General features: G+C 36.7%; 19 protein-coding genes. 14 read left to right on the top strand and 5 right to left on the bottom strand.

Features of this window, described 5'->3' with window-relative positions:
• Positions 1–55: 55 nt before the first annotated feature.
• The 4 genes from DF947_RS14605 (at position 56) to DF947_RS14590 (ending at position 2,903) form a co-directional block, all read left to right on the top strand.
• Positions 56–514 carry a hypothetical protein gene (locus DF947_RS14605; protein WP_109930790.1) on the top strand — a complete coding sequence of 153 codons (459 nt, stop codon included), beginning with the start codon at positions 56–58 and terminating at the stop codon, positions 512–514.
• A gap of 30 nt (positions 515–544) precedes the next feature.
• Positions 545–994, top strand: coding sequence for a GxxExxY protein (locus DF947_RS14600; RefSeq protein ID WP_109930789.1), 450 nt, complete (start codon positions 545–547; stop codon positions 992–994).
• A gap of 105 nt (positions 995–1,099) precedes the next feature.
• The gene (bshA, locus tag DF947_RS14595; RefSeq protein ID WP_109930788.1) at positions 1,100–2,242 is read left to right on the top strand and encodes an N-acetyl-alpha-D-glucosaminyl L-malate synthase BshA; all 1,143 of its coding nucleotides are present in this window, start codon (positions 1,100–1,102) and stop codon (positions 2,240–2,242) included.
• A gap of 214 nt (positions 2,243–2,456) precedes the next feature.
• Entirely contained in the window at positions 2,457–2,903 is a 447-nt protein-coding gene (locus DF947_RS14590) for a KTSC domain-containing protein (RefSeq protein ID WP_109930787.1), read from the top strand.
• A 152-nt stretch (positions 2,904–3,055) separates the two neighbouring features.
• Here the strand turns inward: DF947_RS14590 and DF947_RS14585 are convergent, their stop codons facing one another.
• Both DF947_RS14585 and DF947_RS14580 read right to left on the bottom strand, forming a co-directional pair.
• Entirely contained in the window at positions 3,056–3,550 is a 495-nt protein-coding gene (locus DF947_RS14585; protein WP_109930786.1) for an SRPBCC family protein, read from the bottom strand.
• Positions 3,551–3,555: 5 nt separating this feature from the next.
• Positions 3,556–4,668: a lactonase family protein gene (locus DF947_RS14580; protein WP_109930785.1), complete on the bottom strand. Its 1,113-nt coding sequence runs from the start codon at positions 4,666–4,668 to the stop codon at positions 3,556–3,558.
• Positions 4,669–5,063: 395 nt separating this feature from the next.
• Between DF947_RS14580 and DF947_RS14575 the strand changes: the two genes are divergently transcribed.
• Complete coding sequence (locus DF947_RS14575; RefSeq protein WP_109930784.1) at positions 5,064–8,144, top strand: SusC/RagA family TonB-linked outer membrane protein; 3,081 nt, start codon at positions 5,064–5,066, stop codon at positions 8,142–8,144.
• A 23-nt stretch (positions 8,145–8,167) separates the two neighbouring features.
• Complete coding sequence (locus DF947_RS14570; RefSeq protein WP_109930783.1) at positions 8,168–9,664, top strand: RagB/SusD family nutrient uptake outer membrane protein; 1,497 nt, start codon at positions 8,168–8,170, stop codon at positions 9,662–9,664.
• A gap of 103 nt (positions 9,665–9,767) precedes the next feature.
• Here DF947_RS14570 and DF947_RS14565 read toward each other — a convergent pair whose 3' ends face one another.
• Positions 9,768–11,306 (bottom strand): pseudouridine synthase, encoded by a 1,539-nt coding sequence (locus tag DF947_RS14565; RefSeq protein WP_109930782.1) that lies wholly within the window; start codon positions 11,304–11,306, stop codon positions 9,768–9,770.
• 298 nt (positions 11,307–11,604) lie between these two features.
• On the opposite strand from DF947_RS14565, the gene DF947_RS14560 reads away from it, so the two are divergent.
• The gene (locus DF947_RS14560; protein ID WP_240615386.1) at positions 11,605–12,342 is read left to right on the top strand and encodes a lytic transglycosylase domain-containing protein; all 738 of its coding nucleotides are present in this window, start codon (positions 11,605–11,607) and stop codon (positions 12,340–12,342) included.
• A 204-nt stretch (positions 12,343–12,546) separates the two neighbouring features.
• On the top strand, positions 12,547–13,590 hold the full coding sequence (locus DF947_RS14555) for a ferredoxin--NADP reductase (protein WP_109930780.1): 1,044 nt from the start codon (positions 12,547–12,549) through the stop codon (positions 13,588–13,590).
• A 96-nt stretch (positions 13,591–13,686) separates the two neighbouring features.
• On the opposite strand, the gene DF947_RS14550 is transcribed toward DF947_RS14555, so the two are convergent.
• Positions 13,687–14,124, bottom strand: a complete 438-nt coding sequence (locus tag DF947_RS14550; protein ID WP_109930779.1) for a VOC family protein — start codon at positions 14,122–14,124, stop codon at positions 13,687–13,689.
• A 180-nt stretch (positions 14,125–14,304) separates the two neighbouring features.
• Positions 14,305–14,976 carry a DUF1361 domain-containing protein gene (locus DF947_RS14545; protein ID WP_109930778.1) on the bottom strand — a complete coding sequence of 224 codons (672 nt, stop codon included), beginning with the start codon at positions 14,974–14,976 and terminating at the stop codon, positions 14,305–14,307.
• Positions 14,977–15,087: 111 nt separating this feature from the next.
• Here DF947_RS14545 and DF947_RS14540 point away from each other — a divergent pair, with 111 nt between their 5' ends.
• The 6 genes from DF947_RS14540 (at position 15,088) to DF947_RS14515 (ending at position 24,170) form a co-directional block, all read left to right on the top strand.
• The gene (locus tag DF947_RS14540) at positions 15,088–16,056 is read left to right on the top strand and encodes a hypothetical protein (RefSeq protein ID WP_109930777.1); all 969 of its coding nucleotides are present in this window, start codon (positions 15,088–15,090) and stop codon (positions 16,054–16,056) included.
• A 111-nt stretch (positions 16,057–16,167) separates the two neighbouring features.
• Complete coding sequence (gene uvrA, locus DF947_RS14535; RefSeq protein ID WP_109930776.1) at positions 16,168–19,083, top strand: excinuclease ABC subunit UvrA; 2,916 nt, start codon at positions 16,168–16,170, stop codon at positions 19,081–19,083.
• Between the two features lie 122 nt (positions 19,084–19,205).
• Positions 19,206–19,973 (top strand): TatD family hydrolase, encoded by a 768-nt coding sequence (locus tag DF947_RS14530; RefSeq protein ID WP_109931083.1) that lies wholly within the window; start codon positions 19,206–19,208, stop codon positions 19,971–19,973.
• A gap of 236 nt (positions 19,974–20,209) precedes the next feature.
• Entirely contained in the window at positions 20,210–21,229 is a 1,020-nt protein-coding gene (locus tag DF947_RS14525) for an asparaginase (RefSeq protein WP_109930775.1), read from the top strand.
• 427 nt (positions 21,230–21,656) lie between these two features.
• Entirely contained in the window at positions 21,657–23,069 is a 1,413-nt protein-coding gene (locus DF947_RS14520) for an MBL fold metallo-hydrolase (RefSeq protein WP_109930774.1), read from the top strand.
• Between the two features lie 132 nt (positions 23,070–23,201).
• Complete coding sequence (locus tag DF947_RS14515) at positions 23,202–24,170, top strand: YpdA family putative bacillithiol disulfide reductase (protein WP_109930773.1); 969 nt, start codon at positions 23,202–23,204, stop codon at positions 24,168–24,170.
• The last annotated feature ends 59 nt before the right edge of the window (positions 24,171–24,229 follow it).

Here is a 24,229-nt window from a genome sequence, read left to right as displayed (position 1 = left end):
AGGCTGTTTTTTTATTAGGCATTTAAATTGAATTATAGTCTGCAAACAGATTATAATGAAGAAATCAATACTTATCCTTTTTTCAATTTTCGCCACGCTTCCCGTATTTTCACAAACTTATAATCCAAAGGTTTCTAAAGATTCTTTAGGGATTTTGAATGCCCGAATGGAAGCACTTAAATCTAGCATTAAGGTTTTGGAGCTTAAGATTAAAGAATCTGAAGAAGAAGCAGATGTAGAAAAGCTAAGGTTAAAACTGCTCGAAGCAAATGGTAATGCCAAAGCATCTTCAGAAAAAAATAGCGGTAACATCAATAGTAATGGTGCCATTGTAGATCCTAAAGCTGTAGAAAAACTCTCCAAAAAAGCAAAAAGTGATGACGAGGATGCTAAAAAGGCATTGGATCGTTATAACAAACAGATTGCAAAAGTAGAAGACATTCGTACGCAAATACAAGGCGAGGAACGTAAACTCACTTATAAAAAACCCTTAATCGTTTATACATACAAATAAATTTTAGTCTCGTTTTTAAATGCGCTCCTTATGGAGCGTTTTTACCTCAACCGCTCAAAAAAAAATGCTATGCTCCACAACCAATCTTTAAACCAATTTCCATTTCAAACCGTTTGCAATACTATTATAGAAATTGCCATGGAAGTTCATAGATCTTTAGGAAAAGGTTTTGACGATTCCTCGTATAAAGAGGCATTTAGCAAAATGTTAAAGTTAAAAGGGATTTCTTTTGAAAGGGAAAAGAAATTTGGTGTAAATTTTTATGGCGTAGTATTGGAGCAACAGTTTTCAGCAGATTTTGTAATTGAGGAAAATATCATCGTTGAGGTTAGATCAATTCCAGAAAAAATTGAATACAATTATGTTGATGTATTTAAACAGCTCATTGTAACGAAGCCAAAACTGGGCTTAACCATTAACTTTTACGAAGAACTGCTTCGGTTTAAACAAGTAGCCTTAGTAGACAAATATCTGTCTTAATCTTATTATTTATTCCCTCAATCTTCTCTAGTTTTTATTGCAATTGGCTTACACATATATTAGATATAAATGGGGTACATTTGCGTAACAACAATACATTTATAAATGAAGATAGGAATTGTTTGCTACCCCACTTTTGGCGGTAGTGGAGTAGTTGCAACAGAACTGGGTAAAGCACTTGCTAACGAAGGTCACCAGGTTCACTTTATTACTTATAGCCAACCGGCAAGATTAGATTTTTTTTCGGCGAATTTATTTTATCACGAAGTTTCAGTTAGGGATTATCCTTTGTTTGATTACGCTCCATACGAATCTGCATTAGCAAGTAAACTGGTAGATGTTGTGCGTTTCGAACAATTGGATGTTTTGCATGTGCATTATGCTATTCCGCATGCGTCTGCAGCATTTATGGCAAAACAAATTCTAGCAAGTTACGGTATTCATATCCCCGTAGTTACTACCCTGCATGGAACAGATATAACCTTGGTGGGTAAAGATCCAACTTACAAGCCGGTTGTTACATTCTCCATAAACCAAAGTGATGGTGTTACAACAGTATCTCAGGATTTAAAAGATGATACTTATAATCATTTTGAAATTACAAAAGACATCAAGGTAATCCCAAATTTTATAGATTTTAACCGTTTTAGTTTACAGGCTAAAGATCACTTTAAAAAAGCGATAGCACCTAACAATGAGCGTATCTTAATCCATACCAGTAATTTCCGCAAGGTAAAAAGAACTGCTGATGTGATTAGGATTTTCGAAAAGGTACAATCTGTAATTCCATCTAAGCTATTAATGGTAGGAGATGGGCCTGAACGTGCATACGATGAACAGCTTTGCCGTACTTTGGATATTTGCGATAGCGTCCGCTTTTTAGGTAAGCAGGATGCAATCGAAGAAATTCTTTCAGTATCTGATTTATTTTTAATCCCTTCCGAATCTGAGAGCTTTGGTTTGGCTGCGCTTGAAGCCATGGCCTGCAAAGTTCCGGTTATTTCTACTAATGCCGGCGGCTTGCCAGAGCTAAATGTAAATGGCTATTGCGGATTTTTAGATAACGTTGGCGATATTGATGGAATGGCAAAACATGCGATAGAAATTTTAAAGGATGACACTACTCTTAAACAATTTAAGGATAATGCTTACGAAAGAGCGAAGGATTTCGATTTAAAAAAGATTTTGCCATCATATGTTGATTACTATAAAGAAGTTATAGAGAATTCTCTACAAGCAAGATATTAAGGCTTTAATGGTCTTATTGAAACACTTATTAAGCAATTAATAGGTGTTTTTTGTTTAAAAAGAATTTAGAATTACCCTAATATTAAATTTGAAACTTTCTCAAAATCAATTCATTATAAATCGTATCTTTGCCGCCTTGAAAAGATTGTATTCTCATAATGAGCAGTTAACCAATACAATCTGTTCATCAAATTAAAAAAACAAGATTGCCCAGATGAAAAAAATAGTTGATTATAGAAAGCTTTTAAACGTTGATAAGAATGCTGAGCTAAAAGAGCTTAAAACAGTATACCGTACATTGATGAAAGATTGTCACCCTGACAAATTTCAGCAGGAAGAGGAGAAGTTGGATGCAGAAGCAAGAAGTAAGGAAATTATTGAGGCTTATCATTTTTTAGTAAGTATTGCGCCAGAAACACGCGAACAAAATCTTGAAACTTACACTCAAACCATTACCAATTCTAATATTCAGGATTTTGAATTTAAGCAACAGGTATTAAATGTTACTTTCTTTGATGGAAGCAGCTACGAATACTTTGATGTTCCTAGAGCCATATATGTGAAATTAGTTAATGCAGATTCTCCTGGTCGTTTTGCAAGAAGACATATTTTTAGCGATTTTCCATATAGAAATGTTGCAAGAGTAGCTGAAACAGCTTAAATGAATTTAAAAATATTAAAATAGCTCGTCGTTTATGACGAGCTATTTTTTTTGATTTGTTTTTTTAAGCTCAGCCTCATCTGAACTTGATTCAGCATCTATATGCTTTTAAGCCTCTTCGAAATGGTTTATAATTCATAAAATCATTTGTTCTAATTATTTAGCATCGGCTTAAACCGATTGTCTTTATTCCTTAAATCCAATCCTCCTTCGAGAACGGACTTTAAGTTGATTAAATAAAAACTCCATCCGTTATGGCATCCCAATCGGATATCCCGTTTCGAATCATCATCCGTGGGGATATTTTTTTGGGTTAGTTCTACAATTACATACTCAAATTCTTTGCGGAGATTAATGTCTACAAGGCAATTTCCAGCAAATGTGAATTGCAAAAAGTCTAATCCGTTTGCCTCGGTAAATCTGCCATGCTCAATTTCACGATATAAATACCAGCTCCATTTATAGTGATCACCTTTTAAAACATTACTTTCTTTGCTAAGTAAGATTTTATTTTCGTCAGAAAACTCAACTTCACTTAAAAACCATTTTTCCAATTCAGAAGCTTTTGTCCAAGCATTATAAACAATTTCTAAACCGGCTTTAATTGCAATTTTTAACGTAAATTCTGACCAATCGAAATTTTCCATAAAATTTATTTCGTAAAGACTAAGCAAACTGGAGCGCCAACACTTATTCTTTTACCGCTATCGGTTAATTTTCCAGTCAACTTATTTCTTTTGAAGATAACTACATCGTCTGTATATTGATGAGCAACCAATAAGAATTTACCACTTGGATCAATCGTAAAATTCCGGGGTCCTTTTCCCAAAGTGCTTACATGTTCTACAAACTTCAGAATTCCAGTAGGCAAAATCGAAAATACAGTTATTGAATTTGCATCTCCACGATTGCTTTCATAAAGAAATTTGCCATCAGCAGAAACATGAATATCTGCGCCATCTATTTTTCCGATAAACTCTTTAGGGGTTGTTGTAATCTCCTGTATTTTTTTCAAAGTCCCATTAGAGTATGCAAAAGCAGTTACGCTACCATTAAATTCGTGGGCTAAATAGGCAAATTTTCCATTTGGCGAAAAAGTTATATGTCTTGGGCCGGTGCCCGCATTTGTTTTGATTACATTTTTAATCGTTAAAATTTGTGTTTTGCTTGTTGGGTTGTAATTGTAAATATAGATTTGATCTTCGCCCAAATCGTTACAGATTAAATATTTATGATCTGGTGTGAATTTTACCATATGAACGTGAGCACTTTCTTGCCTTCCCTTTGGATCTATACTCTTTCCGCTGTGTTTTATAATTTGTGTGGCATTAGTTAGTGAACCATCGGTTTTGCGACTAAAGACAGCTAAACTGCCCCCACTATAATTGGCAATGATAACATTTTTAGCGTCAGCCGTAATATAACATGGATCGGCGCCTTCGCTATTTACCTTATTTAAGAAAACCAATTCTCCAGAAACTGAGTTGTATTTGAATGCACTAACTGAACTTGTATTTCCAGTTTCATTAACAGAATAAGCAAATTTTCCATCAGGTGAAATGGTCAGATAACTAGGGTTGGCCAGATCTTTAGTCACGGCTTTTAATTTTGTTGTTGCCTTTAATGTACTGAAACTATAATCATAAATTCCCTCACTTTTCCCTCCAGAAGTATAGGTGCCAATTAAGAGATTGTAATTAGTCTGTTGAGAAAATGCCAAAGTCGATAATATTAAAGACAGGATAGTTAGAAAATACTTTTTCATGGAATGTGTTTTTGCTGAATAGCAAATATGAGAAAAACATCGAATTAATTAAATAAACGAATTTGTATGTAGGATTTGATGTCTATGTTTTTCTTAGATTATTTGTTTATGTTTTTTTGTTTAAGCACTATTTTTTTTAATATAAACAGGAAAATATTTCAAACTATTTATTTTTAAGCTAAAAAAATTCTTTGAAAACAACTATTTGATTAGTTTATTTGGAATAATTGGTAAAATTTTGGTCTGATTTGGTTTATTTATTGGTGTTTTTAGAGTTATTTTAATTTTATATGCTTTTTAACTGTTAAATTATTCTTAAAAATTGTTAAAGTTGATGTTTTACAATATATTTACTGCCATTCAGGTCAATATATTACTAAACTAAACTAATTTTTATGAAAAAACTTCTACAAAGTTTGTTCGTAATCCTATGCATTTCGCTCAGTGCGTATGCTCAAGATCGAACGATCACTGGTACAGTTACAGCACAAGAAGACAAACTCCCTCTTCCCGGCGTAAGTGTAAAAATCAAAGGTGCCAAAGGCGGTACGGTTACAGGTGCTGATGGTAGATACTCTTTAAGAGTTCCCTCTGGTTCAACTACTCTCGAATTTACTTATTTAGGCTATTTATCAGAATCGAAAGTGCTTAATGCTACTTCAACTCTAAATGTAGCCCTAGTTGCAGATACCAAAACATTAAGTGATGTTATTGTAACTGGTGTAGCTGCTGGAACAAGCAAAGAAAAATTAACGATTTCTGTTACTAAAATCGGCGAAGAGCGATTAAATGCAGTTACAGCATCTTCAATAGGTAATTCTTTGGTTGGTAAGGTTGAGGGCGTAAGAGCAAGTCAATCTGCCGGAACTCCAGGAACTTCTACAACAATTCAACTTCGTGGAAATAACAATTTACCTGGCGTAACATCAAGCCCACTTATTCTCTTAGATGGAATTATATACAATGGTGATTTGAGTTCGATTAATGCGGATGACGTTGAATCAATGGAAATTGTAAAGGGAGCGGCTTCAGCATCTTTATATGGTTCTCGTGCGGGTAATGGCGTTTTAGCAATTACAACTAAAAGAGGCAATAATTTAAGTCCTAATTCTACCACAATTACTGTTCGGAATGAGCTTACCTTATCAGAACTCAGCAAGAAATTGGATTTAGCTACTCACCATGCTTATAAATTGGCTCCAGATGCAGGAAATTTCATTGGTCAATATACCAAGTACGCTGGGGTAACGTATCCAGCGGGTTATACGGGATCTGGCTACAACGCCGCTATAACAGGCACAAGAGGTTACGATACCGATCACTATGCAGATAACGATTTTGGTGTAGTTACCGATCAGCAGGATGCCTTGTTCAAAACCGGAACAAACTTTACCAATTATGCGGCAGTTGCTTCGAGGTCAGAGAAAGGAAATGTTTTTGCCTCATTTGAAAATAATCAACAAAAAGGTGTTGTTTTTGATGCGCCTGGTTACAAAAGACAAAACTTTCGGATCAATGCTGATTATCAATTGGCAAAATGGTTAAAAGTTAGTACTTCAAACTTATATATCAATACAAGCAACAGCTCTAACGGTGGTTTCTGGACCGCAATTATCGCAGAGCCAGATGCTGATCTATTTCAGTTGAATACCGATGGACAGCCTTATTATATCCGTTTGAATCAATTTAGCGGTGAACAGACAAATCCATTATATCCTAACTATAAAAATCAAAATAAAACAACTTATAGTACATGGTTAGGTGCGTATTCTGCCAATGTAAAATTCACCAAATGGTTAAATGCTGATATTTCTCATACCATTGAAATTCAGAACTACGATTATAGAAATTATAATCCAAAGGATACCTGGAATGTTGATGCGTCTGCTTACACCAACGGAGGTTTAAGGATAGACAATTCAAAAACAAATAACCAGAATACCCAAGCTACTTTAAACTTTAGCGGAAAAGTTCAAGATTTAACCCTGAACGGTAAGTTATCCTATCTATATGAAAATAGAAAGTATGATTACTCCAGGGCAGATGGATCTGGCGGAATGTCTTATGCCGATATTCCTCAACTGACAAACTTTATTACAACTACCTCAAGATCATCTCAAGAGATAGAACGTGCGCAGAATTACTTTGCAATCTTATCATTAGATTATAAAGACAGATATTTATTGGATGGTATGTTCCGCTATGATGGTTCGTCTTTATTCGGTCCTGATTCTCGTTGGAATCCTTATTTTAGGGTTTCTGGTGCCTATCGGATTAGTAAGGATGTTGAAATTCCGGGAATCGATGAACTGAAAGTTAGAGGTGCTTACGGTACGGCCGGTATTCGTCCGGGTTATAACTGGCAATATGAGGTTTATACTTTAAGCTCTGGTTTGGCTTCACCTTCTCAAGCAGGTAATAAAGCGTTAAAGCCATCAAAAACAACAGAATATGAAGTTGGGCTTGATGTAAATTTCTTAAAGAAATTCTCTTTTGATGCAACTTACGCTAAATCAAAAACTACAGATCAATTTCTTAACTCGCCGCTTTTGGCTTTCTTAAGTGATGGTTTTACGAGCAAATACATTAACGCAGGAACGGTACAATCGAATACATTCGAAGCAAATATGGCTGCTAAGTGGATTACAAATCCAGAATTTACCTGGACATCAAATTTAACCTTTACTAGAGTAAGACAAAAAATTACCTCTTTGCCAAGAACACCTTATTTATATGGTGATACTGATGGTGGTGGTGCTCAAATGTTTTATATCAAAGAAGGAGAAGTCTATGGCGCAATGTACGGTAATACTTGGGTAACTTCGTTAGATCAAATGGCTGCGCAATTACCTGCAGGCAAAACCATTAATGATTATGTGGTAAACTCGCAAGGATTTGTTGTTGATAAAGGCACTGAAGGCTTGCTTACGGAAAAAGCTATTAAACTAAAAGATGCATCTGGAAACAACTGGTACGGTAAAATTGGTGATGGTAACTCAGATTTCAACGTCGGTTTCTCAAACACTTTTAATTACAAAGGTTTTAGCTTGTATTTCTTGTTGGATTGGAAACAAGGTGGAGACATCTACAATTCAAAAGCGCAATGGAGCACAAGAGATTTGCGTAATGGTATCGTTGATCAAAGTGGTGTAGCAGATGGCTCGAAAAAAACGGTAGATTATTACTTAAACTTTTACGATGTAAACAACATTAACAGTTATTGGGTAGAAAATGCAAGCTATCTGAAATTCAGAGAATTGGCAATAGGCTACTCCGTTCCTAAAAAGATTTTAAATAATGCTTTCGGAGGTGTGGTAAAAGGTGCTACAGCAAAACTTATTGGTCGCAATTTATTTACCATTACGGGTTATTCGGGTTACGATCCGGAAGTTGGTTCTGTTGCTCAGCCATATGATGGAATTAACAAGTATCCAAATTACAGATCATTCGGTTTCTCACTTTCAGTTGATTTCTAGGGGTTGATTTAAATACTATTAAAATGAAAAAGATAAAGATAATATTAACGCTTTCTGTTGCGCTATTACTTGCTAATGGTTGTAAGAAAGATAATTTGGATGTTGCCAATGTTAACGATCCAGATTTTGAAAAGGTGTATGCGAATGGAGATAACTTAATTTCGCAGGCGGCGAGTTTGTACAATACCATTTTTTATAATTCACATTACGAAGGTGGTTTGCAGCCAATGTTGGCAGTCGCGGCGGATAATTCTACATGCTCTTATGGTAACTTTGGCATGAGAGACATGTCTTGGGAGCCTAGAGATTTTGCTTGGACAAATACACCTGCTTATACGTATAATACTCAAACCAATACTTATTTTAACGGACAGTATGCCGCAATTAATACCGCATCGTTAATCATCAAGGCGATAAATAACGGCACTAACATAGCAGGTGGTGCAGGTAATGCCAGGGTTAAGGCATATTGTAGATTTATTCAGGGTGTTGGCTATGCAAATTTGGCTTTAACATTCGATCGTGCATTTATTGTTGATGAAGCATCGACGGTTGAAGGTAAATTAAGTAGCGCTGTTCCATATACAGCTGTTGCAACGGCTGCCTTGAAATATCTTGATGAAGCCATTGCGCTTTCTGCAGCAAATTCATTTACCATCCCTCAAGCTTGGTTAGGAAGTGATGCCGATTATTCTAGTGCCAAACTTGCTCAACTGTGTAATACATATGCGGCATCTTTATTGGCTTACCTTCCAAGAAACAAAACACAAAATGCTGCTGTAAACTGGGCAAAAGTTAAAACTTATGCCGATGCTGGGATTACAACAGATTTTAATGTTGTGTTGGATGATAACATCTGGTATGATTATTCTGCATATTACTTAGGTGCTGGTAACTCCACTTGGGGACGTACTGATATGTATGTTGTACACATGATGGATTCTGCTCAACCGGCACATTGGGATGATTCGGCAACTTTTCCGGCACCTCCAGCTTCGGTTAATCCTCAGGATAAAAGACTTCTTAGCGATTTTACCTACCTATCTTCAAATAGCTTTATTGCCGCAAGGGGTTATTACCATTTTTCTAATTACAGAAACAAGCGGTACGATTTTATTTACGCTTCTACATTTACAGGAATTAAGCCTGAAATTATGAAAGCCGAAAACGATTTGCTAAAAGCTGAAGCCAGATTGTATTTAAATGATTTAGCTGGGGCACAAACTATAATTAATGCCGGTACAAGGGTAACAAGAGGACAAATGACACCTGCAGCGGCAACTACAGCGGCTTTGGTTGATGCGATCCATCATGAACGTTGTATTGAATTGATTTTTACAGGTGCAAATATTGCATTCTATGAAATGAGAAAATTGGATTTATTACAAAAAGGTACACCTCTCCAAATGCCAATACCTGCTAAGGTTATGGAGAATTTAGGTGAATCTGCGCCATTTTATACTTTTGGTACAACAGCGAAAGCTGATGGAATAGGGACTTCTAACGCAGGTTGGAGATAATGGGTAGTTAATTTTGAAGGGGGGGATTGTAGACCCTCCCTTTTTTTAATTGTGTAAGATTTTTAAATGCAAAAAGGGCTAATCAAACGATTGGCCCTTTTTTCTATTTAATTAGATGTTTAATTTGAACAAGCTCATGCTCTTCAAGGTATCGCCATCTTCCTCTTGGTAAATCCTTTTTAGTTAAATTGCCATAAACTACACGGTCAAGTTTTTCTACTGTATAACCTAAGTGTTCGAAAATACGGCGAACAATTCTGTTTTTACCGCTATGGATCTGAATACCGATTTCTTTTTTCGTTCCGCCAGCAACATAAGAAATGTTATCAGGTTTGATCAGTCCATCTTCCAGTTCCAAACCAAAAGCAATTTTATTTAAATCGCCTTGTGATAAAGATTTGTCTAATTCGATATTGTAAATTTTGGTAATTCCATTTTTTGGATGCGATAATTTATCGGCTAAATCACCATCATTGGTCATCAATAATAAGCCTGTAGTATTGCGATCCAAACGACCAACCGGGTAAATGCGTTCACGGCTAGCTTTATCAACCAATTGCATAACCGTACGGCGTTCCTGTGGATCATCAGTTGTGGTGATGTAATCTTTTGGTTTGTTTAATAAAACGTAAACTTTTTTCTCGCGTTTAAGTAATTCGCCGTTATAACGAACTAGGTCTTTCGATGGATCAACCTTGTGCCCTAATTCCGTAATGGCTTCGCCATTTACGGTAATAATACCTGCGGCAATAAGTTCATCGGCCTTACGGCGAGAACAAATTCCTGCGTTAGAAATATATCTGTTTAGGCGGATTAAGCCTTTGTCTTCGTTTGTGTTTCTACGGCCTTGAGTAATTACGGTTCTCTCCGGACGATTGAACTCTGTATCTCTTGGCTGGCTTTCTTCACGACTTCTAAATGGTCTGCTATCTGCGCCTTCTCTTGGTTTTACATCTCTTGAACTTCCAGCGCTTGGCTTAAAGTCGTCTGATTTGCCACCTCTTGATTTGAAGTCTTTGTAGCCACCTTCTCTCGGTTTAAAATTTCTCGAATCTCCATCCTTAGATTTAAAATCGCGTTCGCCTGTTCTTGGCTTATAATCTCTTGCTCCACCTTCTCTCGGTTTAAAATCTCTATCTCCTGTTCTTGGTTTGTAATCTCTAGATCCGCCTTCTCTTGATTTAAAATCTCTATCTACTGTTCTTGGTTTAAAATCACGGTCGCCACCTTTAGCATCTCTAGATTTGAAATCTCTGTCGCCAGTTCTAGGTTTGTAATCTCTAGATCCACCTTCTCTTGGCTTATAACTGCGTTCTTCTGATTTTGAGTTTGAATCTCTTGATTTGAATTCACGATCTCCGAACTTAAATCCTTTCGGTTCCTCATCTTTCGATTTAAAGTCGCGTCCGCCTGTTCTTGGTCTGGAGTCTTTTCTATCTCCGAAAGATTTAGATTTGAAATCTTTATTATCTGAGCTTCTAGGTCTGAAGCCCTCTTTCGAGTCGGATGATTTTTTGAATTTACTGTCTCTATCGTCTGATCTTTTTCTATCAGACCCAGCAGCATTACTTCTGCCTTCCGTTTTCCGGCTGCCCGGTTTGGACTTGTCATCCCGACTGTTCCTATTGTTTTTATTTATCATGATACGCTTTTAACCACATCCTAAAATGCGGGTTGCAAATTTAGGCAAAATTGATGAACAATACAATTTTATAGAGCGTAAAAATTTGATCAAAAAATAGCCTCTAAAATAGAAAAATTGACGCAGAAATCAAAATTTAAAATCCACGTTTAAAGCACTTTAGAGCCCGATTTTTGGGGTTAAATTTGTAACTATTTGATAATGTGGTTATTATTTTTTAGCTTTGCCGACGTTTTTATATAAGTTCACCAAAAAAAGGAGGAAGATGTTAAAGAAACACATAGTACCATTTGTAGTAATGGCAGCATTATTTATGATGGCAAAAGTGTTCGCTTACCAAATGCCCTTAGCACAAAAAAGTCTTTTAAAAGAAGAAAAATTAAGCACTACAATACCCCCAACTGAAACCCGAATTGAAGAACCTGTTTCTTTAATGGCTCAGTTAAATTTTGCAAAAGAAACTCTGCCATTGGGCGATAAAAGAGTAGAACGCAAAATGAAAAAAATCCTTGCAGCACATTCTTATGATAACCTGCAAACACATCGTTTACATAGAAGAGCAGCAGAGTGGTTTCCGATTATCGAACCTATTTTGGCCGCTTATGGTATTCCAAACGATTTTAAATACGTTGCATTAGTAGAATCGGGTATGCAGGGCGGAGTTTCTCCAAAAGGCGCAGCCGGAATTTGGCAATTTATGCCGGGTACAGCTCGTATGTATGGATTAAAAGTAAACGGCGGAACAGATGAACGCTACAATTTGCGTAAATCTACTATCGCAGCTTGCAAGTACATTAAAGAAATGTATAAGGGCTTAGAAAGCTGGACATTGGTTGCTGCGGCATATAATGTTGGCGATGGGCGCCTTCGCAAGCAAATCAATAATCAAAATCAGGATAATTATTATAAAATGAAGCTGAACCGCGAAACTGGTGGCTACGTTTATAAGTTAATTTCCATGAAACAGATTATGGAGCACCCTGTACGTTACGGTTATAATAAACCGAAACAATTATTGGCGTATAACGCTGAATAATAATTAAATAAAGACAAGCATTTGGTAAGGCGTTCCGAGATAATCGGAACGCTTTTTTTTTGATGATTACACAGTTGATAAGATTTTACAGATGTAAGGGTTGGCCACTGACTCACGGATTTTACTTTATATTATGCATACTGCGTACTTTCGAATTCGGACTTCTCACTACTCTCTTCGGACTTTTTTCCCTTTCTTTGCAATATGTTCAAATTGCGAATCGATAAAATAATTAATCAGCCAGGGGATAACATCACTCTTCAATTTAAAGAAATTGGAGTGCCTTATCCAAAATATTTGGCTGGTCAATTTGTTTCGTTGGTTTTTGAAGGCAAGCACAAAGAAATAAGAAGATCCTATTCTTTTAATAGTTCGCCCGATGTTGATGAACCTTTGGCAATAACTGTTAAGCGTTTAGAAAATGGCGAAATTTCTAGATTTCTTCATCATAAAACTGCAGCAGGGGATGTGCTTCTTGCGCAAGAACCGCAAGGATTGTTCAGTTATCTTCCTGATGAAAACCTGGAAAGAGATCTATTCCTTTTTGCTGCCGGAGTAGGGATAACACCTCTGTTTTCGATAATGAAAACGGCCTTAGTTCGTGAAAAAAACTCGTTGATTACATTAATATATAGTAACCGCTCAAAAGAAGATGCTTTATTTTATGATGAACTGATTGAGTGGCAAACACAATATCCCGGTCGCCTAAAAATTGTTTGGGTTTTTAGCAATAGTAAAAACTTAATAACGGCAAGGCTGAATAAGTTTTATATAGAAAAACTATTAAAGGAACATTTGAGATTTGATCGTAAGGATGCTCTTTTCTATACCTGCGGGCCAATCATTTATATGGATCTTTGCAGGATTACCCTGCTCGGTATGGGCTTTGATATGAAGCAGATTAAAAGAGAAACCTTTGTTTTGCCAGAAGATGAGGTTGATGAAGATGACAGTTCTGAAAAAGTAGTGGATAAAAACACCTATTCTGTTGTGTTAAATTTTAAGGGAGAAATTCATAATCTAGAAATCCCGTGGCCTAAAAGAATTTTAGATGTTGCACTTGAGCATAAAATTAAACTTCCGTATAGTTGCCGTGGAGGTGTTTGCAGTACATGCGTAGCCAATTGTACAAAAGGTGGCGTTCGAATGGATTACAATGAGGTGCTAACCGATGATGAAATTGAAAGGGGTAGGATTTTAGTTTGTACAGGCCATCCAACAGAGAATGGTACGACGATAGAATGGTAATTAAAAATAGGCAAAACCAAAGCCTTAATAGTGCCCCTGCCTTGCCTATTTATAAATTAAATTTTGAAATTTTAACTTAATCAATTCTGTTAGAAGTTATTTATGTGCCTCGTCAAAATTGATCATCCAGTTAATGCCAAATTTATCGGTGAACATTCCAAAATAAGCACCCCAAAAAGTATTGTCCATTGGCATGCTTACAGTTCCGCCCGCTGATAAGCCATTAAAAAGTTTATCTGCCTCTTCAGCACTATCAGTATTAATCGAGATTGAAAAATTATTACCGATAACCGTGCTATGACCGAAAGCTTCTGAACTATCGCTTCCCATAAGTATAGTTTCTTTGCTTATTGGAAGGGACACATGCATAATTTTTTCGCCTTCTTCTGCTGAAATAGGGGCGCAGTTTTCTGCAGGGGGCATATCTTTAAATTTTCCAATGTAAAGATACTCTCCGCCAAAAACAGATTTGTAGAATGTAAATGCCTCTTCGCAATTACCTTGAAAGGTTAGGTAAGGATTAACTGTTGCCATAATTTTAATTTTTTGTTGTTTAACTTAAAATAGTGGTGTACTGAAAATGGAATGTGATGGCTAGAGATTTTTAGGATGCTACATCAATGAAGAGCAATGCAAATCTATAACAAATACCTACAAAGGCAAAGCGCTGTGAAAAAATATAAACTGAGCCAAGATCCTCAATCTAAACTCAAATTAAATTTCTTTCGTTTCTATACTTGGTTTAATAAACTTTATCGAAAAGTACATCATGTTAAGTAAAACGCCCATCAATAGCGTCATTCCCCAGGTTCTTGGGTGGCTTGATGGATTTACGAATCGATCAAAAATATCGCCGGCCAATCCGAGCGGATTGCTGATAATATCCCAGCTGTTCCATCTTAAATATCTTCCTAAATAAATTCCAAAACTTGATAAAAATAAAAATGAAACAACTAGGGAATTAACCCATTTTTTATTTAAACGGCTAGATAAAAGCTTCTCAATATCCATCAAACTAATAAAGCCATAAACTAATCCTGTCCAGGCAAATGATAGAATCTGGATAAGATCAAACCAAATTGGGACCGAACCGTGTAATCTTAAATGAAATAAATCGGTAAGAATGTATGGGGAATTCGGGAAAAATAAAATCCAAGATATTATTAAGATAATCAAAGAAAATTTCTTGTTTAAATTATTTAATACCATAAAAGAGCTGATCACCCATGGTATGAAAGCCAAAAACAAATTCCAGTTTAAGAATAAGAAAACTTTAGTGTCGGTAATAAAGTATCGGGCGATCGATATAAATAGACAAAATAAGGACATTGCAATTAAAAGCACTGTGATGTTTAGCCTGCCTAGATTTTTGAGTTTGTTAATCATGATGGATGGTTTGCTTATGATAAATATAGAAATGTTTAAGCACAAAATCACGACTCTAAATTTTCTCCAAAAACATAAAACCGTTATCAGCCAATCAACGTTAATGTTAGCATGAAGAAATTTCTATCATTCCTATTTTTTGCAATCCTTTCGTTTACTGTTTTTGCGCAAAATAATCCAGATTCTCTCGCTAAAAAAAGAGAATTTGCAAATAAAGAATACATCAATCTTTACAAAGAAAATTCAGATTTGGCTTATACTGCTCCCGCTGGAGAAATCGGTGCCCCATCAAAATATGTAATCAATGGAAGATTGACCACAACCTATATGTTATTGGGCACTTATAAATCGCCGATTGCTTTTTCCATCATTCCCGATTTTACGGTCCGCGTTCGGAATGAATTTTCAGCAGGTGTACGCACACCAAGCTATAGGCTGGGTTTTGCTGCATATGCAAGGTTAAATACGAATCCAGAAAATTATAAATATGGGGAGTTGGCTTTTACGCATCATTCTAATGGGCAAGATCAGAATGCGATAAATGATGATGGATCGATTAATACTTTAACCGGAAACTTCAACGCCAATTATTTAACGGCGTCTTACCGCTTTGGCCATTTAACACCAACCCATCCTGATGAAAGTTATTATTCATTTAACCACCGTGTAGGGTTGCAATGGTTTAAGTTTTTTAGATATGAACCAGCGCTCGATATGGGTTTTGGCTTTACAAGAGTATTGTATAATTTCTCCTGGAGGAAATATGACGAAATTGAAAAAAACGCACGAAATAAACCAAAAGTTAAAACCGAAAAAGAAACATGGCGTTTAAATACAGAGCTTTCTTATGCGGTAAATAAAATCCCATCAAAAAATTTTGTAAATATTGGTAAAAGGTTAAATGCGGAAATCAATTTTAATTACAGCTTTCCATTTATGAATAATGTGTTTTTAATGGCAGCGGTTGGCTATTATGGGGAGGATAATTACAATATCTATTTTCAGGATCATTATGGATATATGCGTTTCGGATTTTCTTCAGGTTTCCTTAGAAATAGAAGCCGACATTATGACAATTAATCCTTAATACAGATTGAATTACACTTTCTTTTTGATAAAATTTTTAGCATTTTTGCAGATTGGAATTCGGGCCTGTTTTTCGCCAAAATTCCATCCAATTTTCAATAAAATATGAGCAACAAATCTATCGACCTTGGCGAGCAGAAAGAAGTAGAAGTTTACGGAGCAAGGGTACATAATTTAAAAAATATTGATGTAAGTTTTCCGCGAAACCAACTGGTTGTAATAACGGGTTTAAGTGGTAGCGGGAAATCTTCTTTAGCTTTCGATACCATTTACGCTGAAGGGCAACGCCGCTATATGGAAACGTTTAGTGCGTACAGTCGCCAGTTTATGGGCGGTATGGAGCGTCCTGATGTGGATAAGGTTTCGGGTTTGAGTCCGGTTATTGCCATTGAGCAAAAAACCACCAGCAAAAACCCACGCTCTACAGTTGGTACCATTACCGAAATTTACGATTTTATGCGTTTGCTTTATGCTCGTGTTGCTGATGCGTATTCGTACAATACAGGCGAGAAAATGGAGCGGATGAGTGAAGATCAGATTCTTCAAAATATCTTCAACAAATTTGACGGTTTGGCGGTAAATATTCTTGCACCTGTTGTTAAGGGTAGAAAAGGGCATTATCGCGAATTGTTTGAGCAGATTCGCAAGCAAGGTTATGTAAAGGTTCGTATAGATGGAGAAATTAAGGATATAACCGCTAAAATGCAGGTAGATCGTTATAAAATCCATGATATCGAAGTAGTTATCGATCGTTTAATTGTTGATGGTAAGGATAAAAAACGTCTTTTAGATTCCGTGCAAACGGCCATGAAAATGGGTAAGGGCGTGATCAAAATCAGCGATAAGGATAATAACGTTGCGCATTTCAGTAAGTTTTTAATGTGCCCAACTACAGGGATTTCTTACGATGAACCACAGCCCAATAGCTTTTCGTTCAATTCGCCTTATGGTGCCTGCGAACGTTGCGATGGTTTGGGGTATATTTTCGTGGTCGATAAGGAATCGGTAATGCCGAATCCAAAACTGAGCATCTTAAATGGCGGTTTGGCTCCACTTGGCGAATACCGAGATACCTGGATGTTTCAGGTGTTAAAAGCCCTGGCCAAAAAATACAGTTTCTCTCTATCAACTCCGATTGAAAAGTTAAGCGATGAGGTAATCGATATTATCTTAAATGGCGCTCAGGATTTGATCAAGGTTGAGGTTGAATACAATAAATGGAACGTTCAGAATTACAACATCACTTTTGATGGTATCATTAAAATGCTGGAAGAGCAGAACGAGAAAAGATCGGAAAGTGCGGTTGATGATATGGAGGCTTTTAGGAAACTAAAAACCTGTCCCGAATGCCACGGTGCCAGGCTGAAAAAGGAAAGTCTGCATTTTAAGGTTGATGGAAAAAATATTTTCGATTTAGCCTCAATGGATATTACCAATCTTCATACCTGGTTTGAGCATGTTGATGAGCGGCTTTCTGATCGCCAGAATATTATTGCAAAAGAAATTTTAAAAGAGATAAATGCCAGGATCGGCTTCTTAACGGATGTTGGTTTAACTTATTTAACCTTAGATAGGACTGCTCGAACACTTTCTGGTGGCGAGGCACAGCGGATTCGTTTGGCTACGCAAATTGGTTCGCAATTGATGAATGTAATGTACATTCTTGATGAACCAAGTATTGGTTTGCATCAACGCGATAACGAAAGATTGATTAACGCCTTGAAAAATCTTCGTGATTTAGGCAATACCGTTTTGGTTGTGGAGCACGATAAGGATATGATTTTAGAGGCCGACTGGGTAATTGATGTTGGTCCGGGAGCAGGTATTCACGGCGGACAAATTGTTGCCGAGGGAACTGCAAGCCATATTCTGAATTCGAATACCTTAACAGCAGATTATTTAAACGGAAAGAAAAGCATCGAAACCCCGAAGGTTCGTAGAAAAGGGAATGGACATAAGTTATCTATACTCAAAGCCACGGGGCATAACCTAAAAGAAGTTTCTGTTGATTTTCCATTGGGCAAATTTATTGCTGTTACCGGTGTTTCAGGTTCTGGAAAATCGAGTTTAATTACCGAAACTTTGTATCCCATTTTAAATCATCATTTCTTTAGAGCGAAAAAAACACCACTACCATACGAGAAAATAAGCGGATTAAAAGAGATTGATAAAGTGATCGAGATTGATCAGGCGCCAATTGGAAGAACACCGAGATCGAACCCATCAACATACACTGGCGTTTTCTCTGATATTAGAAACCTTTTTGTTCAATTGCCAGAGGCGAAAATCCGTGGATACAAACCCGGTCGTTTTTCTTTCAATGTAAAAGGCGGAAGATGCGAAACTTGCCAAGGTGGTGGAATGAAGGTAATTGAGATGAATTTCTTGCCCGATGTTCAGGTACGTTGTGAAGAATGTGGTGGTAAGAGATACAATCGAGAAACTTTGGAAGTTCGTTTCCGTGGAAAATCGATTAGTGATGTTTTGGATATGAGTATAGAGGATGCTTGCGATTTCTTTGAGAATATTCCAATCATATATCGTAAAATTAAAACCTTAAAAGATGTTGGTTTAGGTTACATCACTTTGGGGCAATCTTCGGTAACTCTATCAGGTGGCGAGGCTCAACGTGTTAAACTGGCCACAGAACTTTCGAAAAAGGATACAGGAAAAACCTTTTATATTTTAGATGAACCTACCACTGGGCTTCACTTCGAAGATATTAATGTGTTGTTGGGCGTATTGCAGGAATTGGTTGATAAAGGCAATACCATCTTGGTCATCGAACATAATTTGGATGTTGTTAAGGTTGCCGATTGGGTAATCGATTTGGGAGAAGAAGGTGGCGCAGGCGGAGGAAGAATTCTTTTTGAAGGTACACCCGAAGGTTTGATTCAGAATCCAATTAGTTTAACCGGAAAATTTTTGAAAAAGGAAATGGCTTTAGAGTCCGAGGTTGGAAGTCTGAAGACCGAAGTTAAAAAGCCGAAAAAAGAAAAAAAAGATAAACCAAAAACTTAGGCTATCGTCATTGCGAGGCACGAAGCAATCTAATTTGATAGAAAGATTGCTTCATGCCTGCCTGGCAATCATGGCAAGTTTATAGAGTTCCATTTTCCATCACCCATCTTACATCACAACCCATGTTATTCACCGATACCCATACCCATTTATATTACGAGCAAGACGCCGAAAAGCAAGCGCTGTTAATGGAGCGTTGTTTTGAAAATGATGTAAATCGTTTGTTTTTGCCAAATGTAGACGTAAAATCAATTGCAATGATTGATGATTTGGTGGCTAAGTATCCAGAGAATTGTTTTGTAATGGCAGGTTTGCATCCTTGCGATGTTAAGGAAGATTACCTGTCGAATTTAGATGAAATTTATAAAAGCATTTCTGGAAGAAAAATCTATGCAATTGGAGAGATCGGAATAGATTTATATTGGGATAAAACCACGTTGGCCATTCAGCAGGATGCTTTTCGAAAACAAATCGGCTGGGCGAAAGATTTAGGCTTACCAATTGTTATCCATTGCAGAGAGGCTTTCGATGAAGTTTTCGACTTGTTAGAAAGCGAACGCGACGAAAAACTGAGGGGTATTTTTCATTGCTTTACCGGAAATGTTGCTCAAGCCAATCAAGCCATCGATCTTAATTTTTATCTTGGAATTGGTGGAGTAGTTACCTACAAAAAAGCTGGCTTAGATGCAGTACTTTCCGAAATTCCATTAGCCCATTTAGTATTAGAAACCGATTCACCATATTTAGCGCCCGTTCCGTTTAGAGGTAAGCCGAACGAAAGCAGTTACCTCATTTACATTGCTCAAAAACTGGCAGATATTTACAATGTTTCAGTTGAAGAAATTGCAAATGTAACTACTGAAAATTCTAAAAAGGTTTTTGGTATATAAAGTTCTTCTCGCCTCATCGTCATTGCGAGGCACGAAGCAATCTTACAACTATGGCTTTTATGGCGATCGCATTAAGATTGCTTCGTGCCTCGCAATGACGACCGTTCATATATGTTTTCTTACCTACTCCAAATTTTAAAGTTAATTCTCAGTGTTCTTCATGCCTTTGTGGTAAAAGCCTCGTAGAAATACAAATCTTTTACGTTCTTTTGCGGTGAGCAACTTTTACCAACCAAATGACTAAGATTTTAATAATTTATACTGGTGGAACCATCGGTATGGTTAACGATCCCAGTAATGGGATGTTAGTTCCTTTTGATTTTGAACAGATTAAAGAAAACGTTCCAGAGCTGGCCCGTTTAGATTATCACTTAGATGTGCATTCCTTTAATCCGGTTTTGGATTCTTCTAACATGGACCCAGAGATTTGGAAAACTTTGGCAGAACTTGTGTATAACAAATATGATCTTTATGATGGTTTTGTAATCCTCCATGGTTCAGATACAATGGCTTTCACGGCATCAGCATTGAGTTTTATGCTGGAAAATCTCGATAAACCAGTGGTGTTAACAGGTTCTCAATTGCCCATTGGTGAAATTAGAACCGATGCTAAGGAAAATCTGATTACAGCACTGGAAATCGCTGCAACTAAAGAAGATGGTAAAGCTTTGTTTCCAGAAGTATGCATTTATTTTGATGCCCAGTTGTTTAGAGGAAATCGTTCAATTAAATACAACAGCGAAAAGTTCGAAGCCTTCCGTTCGCCAAATTATCCGGTATTGGCCGAAGCGGGTGTTCACCTTCAGTTCCATAGAAATTATATTCTGAAACCTACAGCAGGTAAATTAACCATTCATACCAACTTCAATTCGAACATTGGCGTACTTAAATTATATCCCGGAATTACACCACAGGCGGTACAGGCGATAACCGATTCGAAAGTTGATGCCATAATTTTGGAAACTTTTGGTTCGGGAAATACCACGACTGCACAATGGTTTTTGGACAGTTTGAGGCACGCAATTCTCAATGGGAAAATCATTATCGATATCTCTCAATGTAAAAAAGGATCGGTTCAGTTAGGGCGTTATGAAACCAGTAGAGAACTTCAAAAAATGGGTGTTTTAAGTGGTTATGATTTGACTTTTGAAGCAACCGTAACCAAATTGATGTTTGTAATGGGCTTAGGTTTAAGCAATGAAGAAAATCGCCAGCTCATGGAAGAATCGCTTCGTGGAGAACTTACAAAAGATTAAAATGTTTAAGAAACTCCGTAAGTTTTTAAAACCTGCTGGGTTATTTATTAAACCCTGCAAAACTGCCTTTCATTAATAAACCCGACAGAACGAAAATCCTTTTGCAAACCTTTTGGTTTTAATGATACGTTAGAAAGGTAAACCAAAATGGTGCAGTAAAAGATTGAAGTAAATGGCGGGACTATTCTAGCCAAACGCTACAATCTTTCGTTTTCAAAATAATTTTAGGGTCTTAATCCTTCGCAAAGCTCCTCGGTTGGTAAAACTTCTGCAATTATGACCATCATCATTTCGGTTATTCGTATTTAGCTCTATTTTTGTTAAACATATTCGTCATGCCCCAAGGGGGTTCCTTTGGAACGGAACTCGATTAGCATCTATTTAATAAGGCTCTGAAATAAATTCAGGGTGACGAACAGAGAAAATCATGAAAATAGAACAAATATATACAGGTTGTTTAGCAGAAGCTGCGTATTACATAGAAAGTAATGGCGAAGCGGCAATAATAGATCCACTGAGAGAAGTTTCTACTTATTTAAAAAAAGCAGAAAAGGCCGGAGCTGTAATTAAATATATTTTCGAAACTCATTTTCATGCTGATTTTGTTTCTGGTCATGTAGACTTAGCCGAGAAATCTGGAGCTGAAATTATTTATGGTCCAACGGCTAAAACAGAATTTAAATCGCACATTGCTAAAGATGGTGAACAATTTAAAATTGGAAAGGTAACCATAACCGCACTACACACTCCTGGTCATACTTTAGAATCTACAACCTATTTGTTAACCGATGAAAATGGCAAGGATCACTGCATTTTTAGTGGAGATACACTTTTTATTGGCGATGTTGGCCGTCCGGATTTAGCCCAAAAGGGAAATTTAACAATGGAAGATTTAGCCGGAATGCTTTACGATTCATTGAATGATAAAATAAAGCCTTTGGCAAACGATGTAATTGTTTATCCTGCACATGGTGCGGGTTCTGCATGTGGTAAAAGTATGAGTAAAGAAACTTTCGATACTTTAGGTCATCAAAAAGAAGTGAATTATGCTCTTAAGGCCGAAACCAAAGAACAATTTATTGCAGAGGTGACAGATGGGATTCTGCCTCCGCCACAATATTTTGCTAAGAATGCCGCAATAAATAAAGGTGGTGTAGAAAGCATTGAAGAGGTTTACGAAAAAGGCTTAAATGCTTTAACTCCTCAAGCTTTTGAAGATACGGCGAACCAAACTGGAGCAATTATGCTAGATACCCGTGATCCACAGGTTTTTGCAAAAGGATTTATTCCAAATTCAATAAACATTGGATTAAATGGACAGTTTGCACCATGGGTTGGAGCCTTAATTACAGATTTACAACAACCCATTTTGCTGATTACCGATGAGGGTAAGGAGGAAGAAACCATTACCCGGTTAACCCGTGTTGGTTACGATAGTACAATCGGCTATTTAGATGGTGGTTTCGAAAGGTGGACAGATGCAGGAAAAGAAATTGATACCATTGAATCTATTTCTGCCGAGGTTTTTGAAACAATTGCAAACGATTCGGAAATTATTGCACTTGATGTCCGTAAACCTGGAGAATACGAATCTGAACATCTGGAGTTTACTTTAAGTAGGCCATTGGATTTTATTAACGAATGGACAGGGGAGATCAATCCAAAATCAACTTATTATATTCATTGTGCAGGCGGTTATCGCTCTATGATTGCGGCATCAATTTTAAAATCCCGGGGTGTAGAAAACGTAATTGATATTGCTGGTGGGTATGGTGCAATTAAAAATACAGGTTTAAAAAGAACCGACTTCGCTTGCCCAAGTAAAGCGATGAAAGTTTAAATAATTTAACCACCTGAGAAACCTTAGAAAATCTTAGGCTACGTTCATTAAAGCATTATTAAAATAACTTAGGTGATCTTAGATGTCTAAGGTGGTGAATATTTACCTCTTAAGTTATTAAATATTTTTAGAATGCCTCAGAAAGAAAATCATTACGATGTCTTAATAATCGGTGCTGGCCCAATCGGCATGGCTTGTGCAATTGAAGCACAGAAAGCCAATCTCTCTTATGTTATCATAGAAAAAGGCGCATTGGTTAATAGCTTATTCAATTATCCAGTGTTTATGACTTTCTTTTCTACATCTCAAAAACTCGAAATTGGTGGCGTGCCCTTTGTAACCATAAGCCCAAAACCAAATCGGAATGAAGCTGTAGAGTATTATCGTCGCGTTGCAGAAAAGTTTAATTTAAATATTCATCTATTCGAAAGTGTTAATCAGGTTGTAAAAAAAGATGATGATATTTTTGAAATCTCAACTTCAAAAACCAGCTACACGGCCAATAACGTTATTGTTTCTACAGGTTTTTATGATGTTCCGCTATTGATGAATATTCCGGGAGAAGATTTGCCAAAAGTTACACATTATTATAAAGATCCACATTTATATGCATTTCAAAATGTAGTGGTGGTTGGCGCAAATAATTCGGGCGTAGATGCTGCTCTAGAAACTTACAGAAAAGGCGCAAATGTAACCATGGTAGTACGAAGTGGAGATCTTGGTCCGCATGTAAAATATTGGGTGCGACCGGATATTCAGAATAGAATCAAGGAAGGAGAAGTTAAAGCACTTTTCAATGCTGAATTGATTGAAATCAGAGCTGGAGAAGTTGATATTAAAACACTTGAGGGAATCGTTACCATACCAAACGATTTCGTTATCGCCATGACGGGCTACCAACCCGATTTTTCGATGCTTAGAAAATTTGGAATTGAATTGCCTAAAAGTCTTTGCCCTGTTTACAACGAAGAAACCATGGAAACCAATGTTGAAGGTTTATATCTCGCCGGGGTAGTTTGCGGTGGACTAGATACGCACAAGCTTTTTATCGAAAACTCTAGAGTGCATGCCGAGATGATTGTTAAGAATATTCTAAATTAATCAACTTGCTAAGTTTCTTAAGGTGTTGTTAGGACAGAACTTCGTTAGTTTGATAATTA

It is taken from the genome of Pedobacter paludis, from assembly GCF_003173575.1.
In the GTDB taxonomy this organism is placed as follows: Bacteria; Bacteroidota; Bacteroidia; order Sphingobacteriales; family Sphingobacteriaceae; genus Pedobacter; species Pedobacter paludis.
This window is presented reverse-complemented; position numbering and strand designations above follow the sequence as displayed.

Bases quoted from the DNA above. Each gene is read 5' to 3' on its own strand.
- uvrA (WP_109930776.1), top strand. From the start codon at position 16,168: ATGAGCAACAAATCTATCGACCTTGGCGAGCAGAAAGAAGTAGAAGTT.
- DF947_RS14545 (WP_109930778.1), bottom strand. From the start codon at position 14,976: ATGATTAACAAACTCAAAAATCTAGGCAGGCTAAACATCACAGTGCTT.
- DF947_RS14530 (WP_109931083.1), top strand. From the start codon at position 19,206: ATGTTATTCACCGATACCCATACCCATTTATATTACGAGCAAGACGCC.
- bshA (WP_109930788.1), top strand. From the start codon at position 1,100: ATGAAGATAGGAATTGTTTGCTACCCCACTTTTGGCGGTAGTGGAGTA.
- DF947_RS14525 (WP_109930775.1), top strand. From the start codon at position 20,210: ATGACTAAGATTTTAATAATTTATACTGGTGGAACCATCGGTATGGTT.
- DF947_RS14565 (WP_109930782.1), bottom strand. From the start codon at position 11,306: ATGATAAATAAAAACAATAGGAACAGTCGGGATGACAAGTCCAAACCG.
- DF947_RS14555 (WP_109930780.1), top strand. From the start codon at position 12,547: ATGTTCAAATTGCGAATCGATAAAATAATTAATCAGCCAGGGGATAAC.
- DF947_RS14515 (WP_109930773.1), top strand. From the start codon at position 23,202: ATGCCTCAGAAAGAAAATCATTACGATGTCTTAATAATCGGTGCTGGC.
- DF947_RS14560 (WP_240615386.1), top strand. From the start codon at position 11,605: ATGGCAGCATTATTTATGATGGCAAAAGTGTTCGCTTACCAAATGCCC.
- DF947_RS14580 (WP_109930785.1), bottom strand. From the start codon at position 4,668: ATGAAAAAGTATTTTCTAACTATCCTGTCTTTAATATTATCGACTTTG.
- DF947_RS14575 (WP_109930784.1), top strand. From the start codon at position 5,064: ATGAAAAAACTTCTACAAAGTTTGTTCGTAATCCTATGCATTTCGCTC.
- DF947_RS14585 (WP_109930786.1), bottom strand. From the start codon at position 3,550: ATGGAAAATTTCGATTGGTCAGAATTTACGTTAAAAATTGCAATTAAA.
- DF947_RS14600 (WP_109930789.1), top strand. From the start codon at position 545: ATGGAGCGTTTTTACCTCAACCGCTCAAAAAAAAATGCTATGCTCCAC.
- DF947_RS14520 (WP_109930774.1), top strand. From the start codon at position 21,657: ATGAAAATAGAACAAATATATACAGGTTGTTTAGCAGAAGCTGCGTAT.
- DF947_RS14605 (WP_109930790.1), top strand. From the start codon at position 56: ATGAAGAAATCAATACTTATCCTTTTTTCAATTTTCGCCACGCTTCCC.
- DF947_RS14550 (WP_109930779.1), bottom strand. From the start codon at position 14,124: ATGGCAACAGTTAATCCTTACCTAACCTTTCAAGGTAATTGCGAAGAG.
- DF947_RS14570 (WP_109930783.1), top strand. From the start codon at position 8,168: ATGAAAAAGATAAAGATAATATTAACGCTTTCTGTTGCGCTATTACTT.
- DF947_RS14590 (WP_109930787.1), top strand. From the start codon at position 2,457: ATGAAAAAAATAGTTGATTATAGAAAGCTTTTAAACGTTGATAAGAAT.
- DF947_RS14540 (WP_109930777.1), top strand. From the start codon at position 15,088: ATGAAGAAATTTCTATCATTCCTATTTTTTGCAATCCTTTCGTTTACT.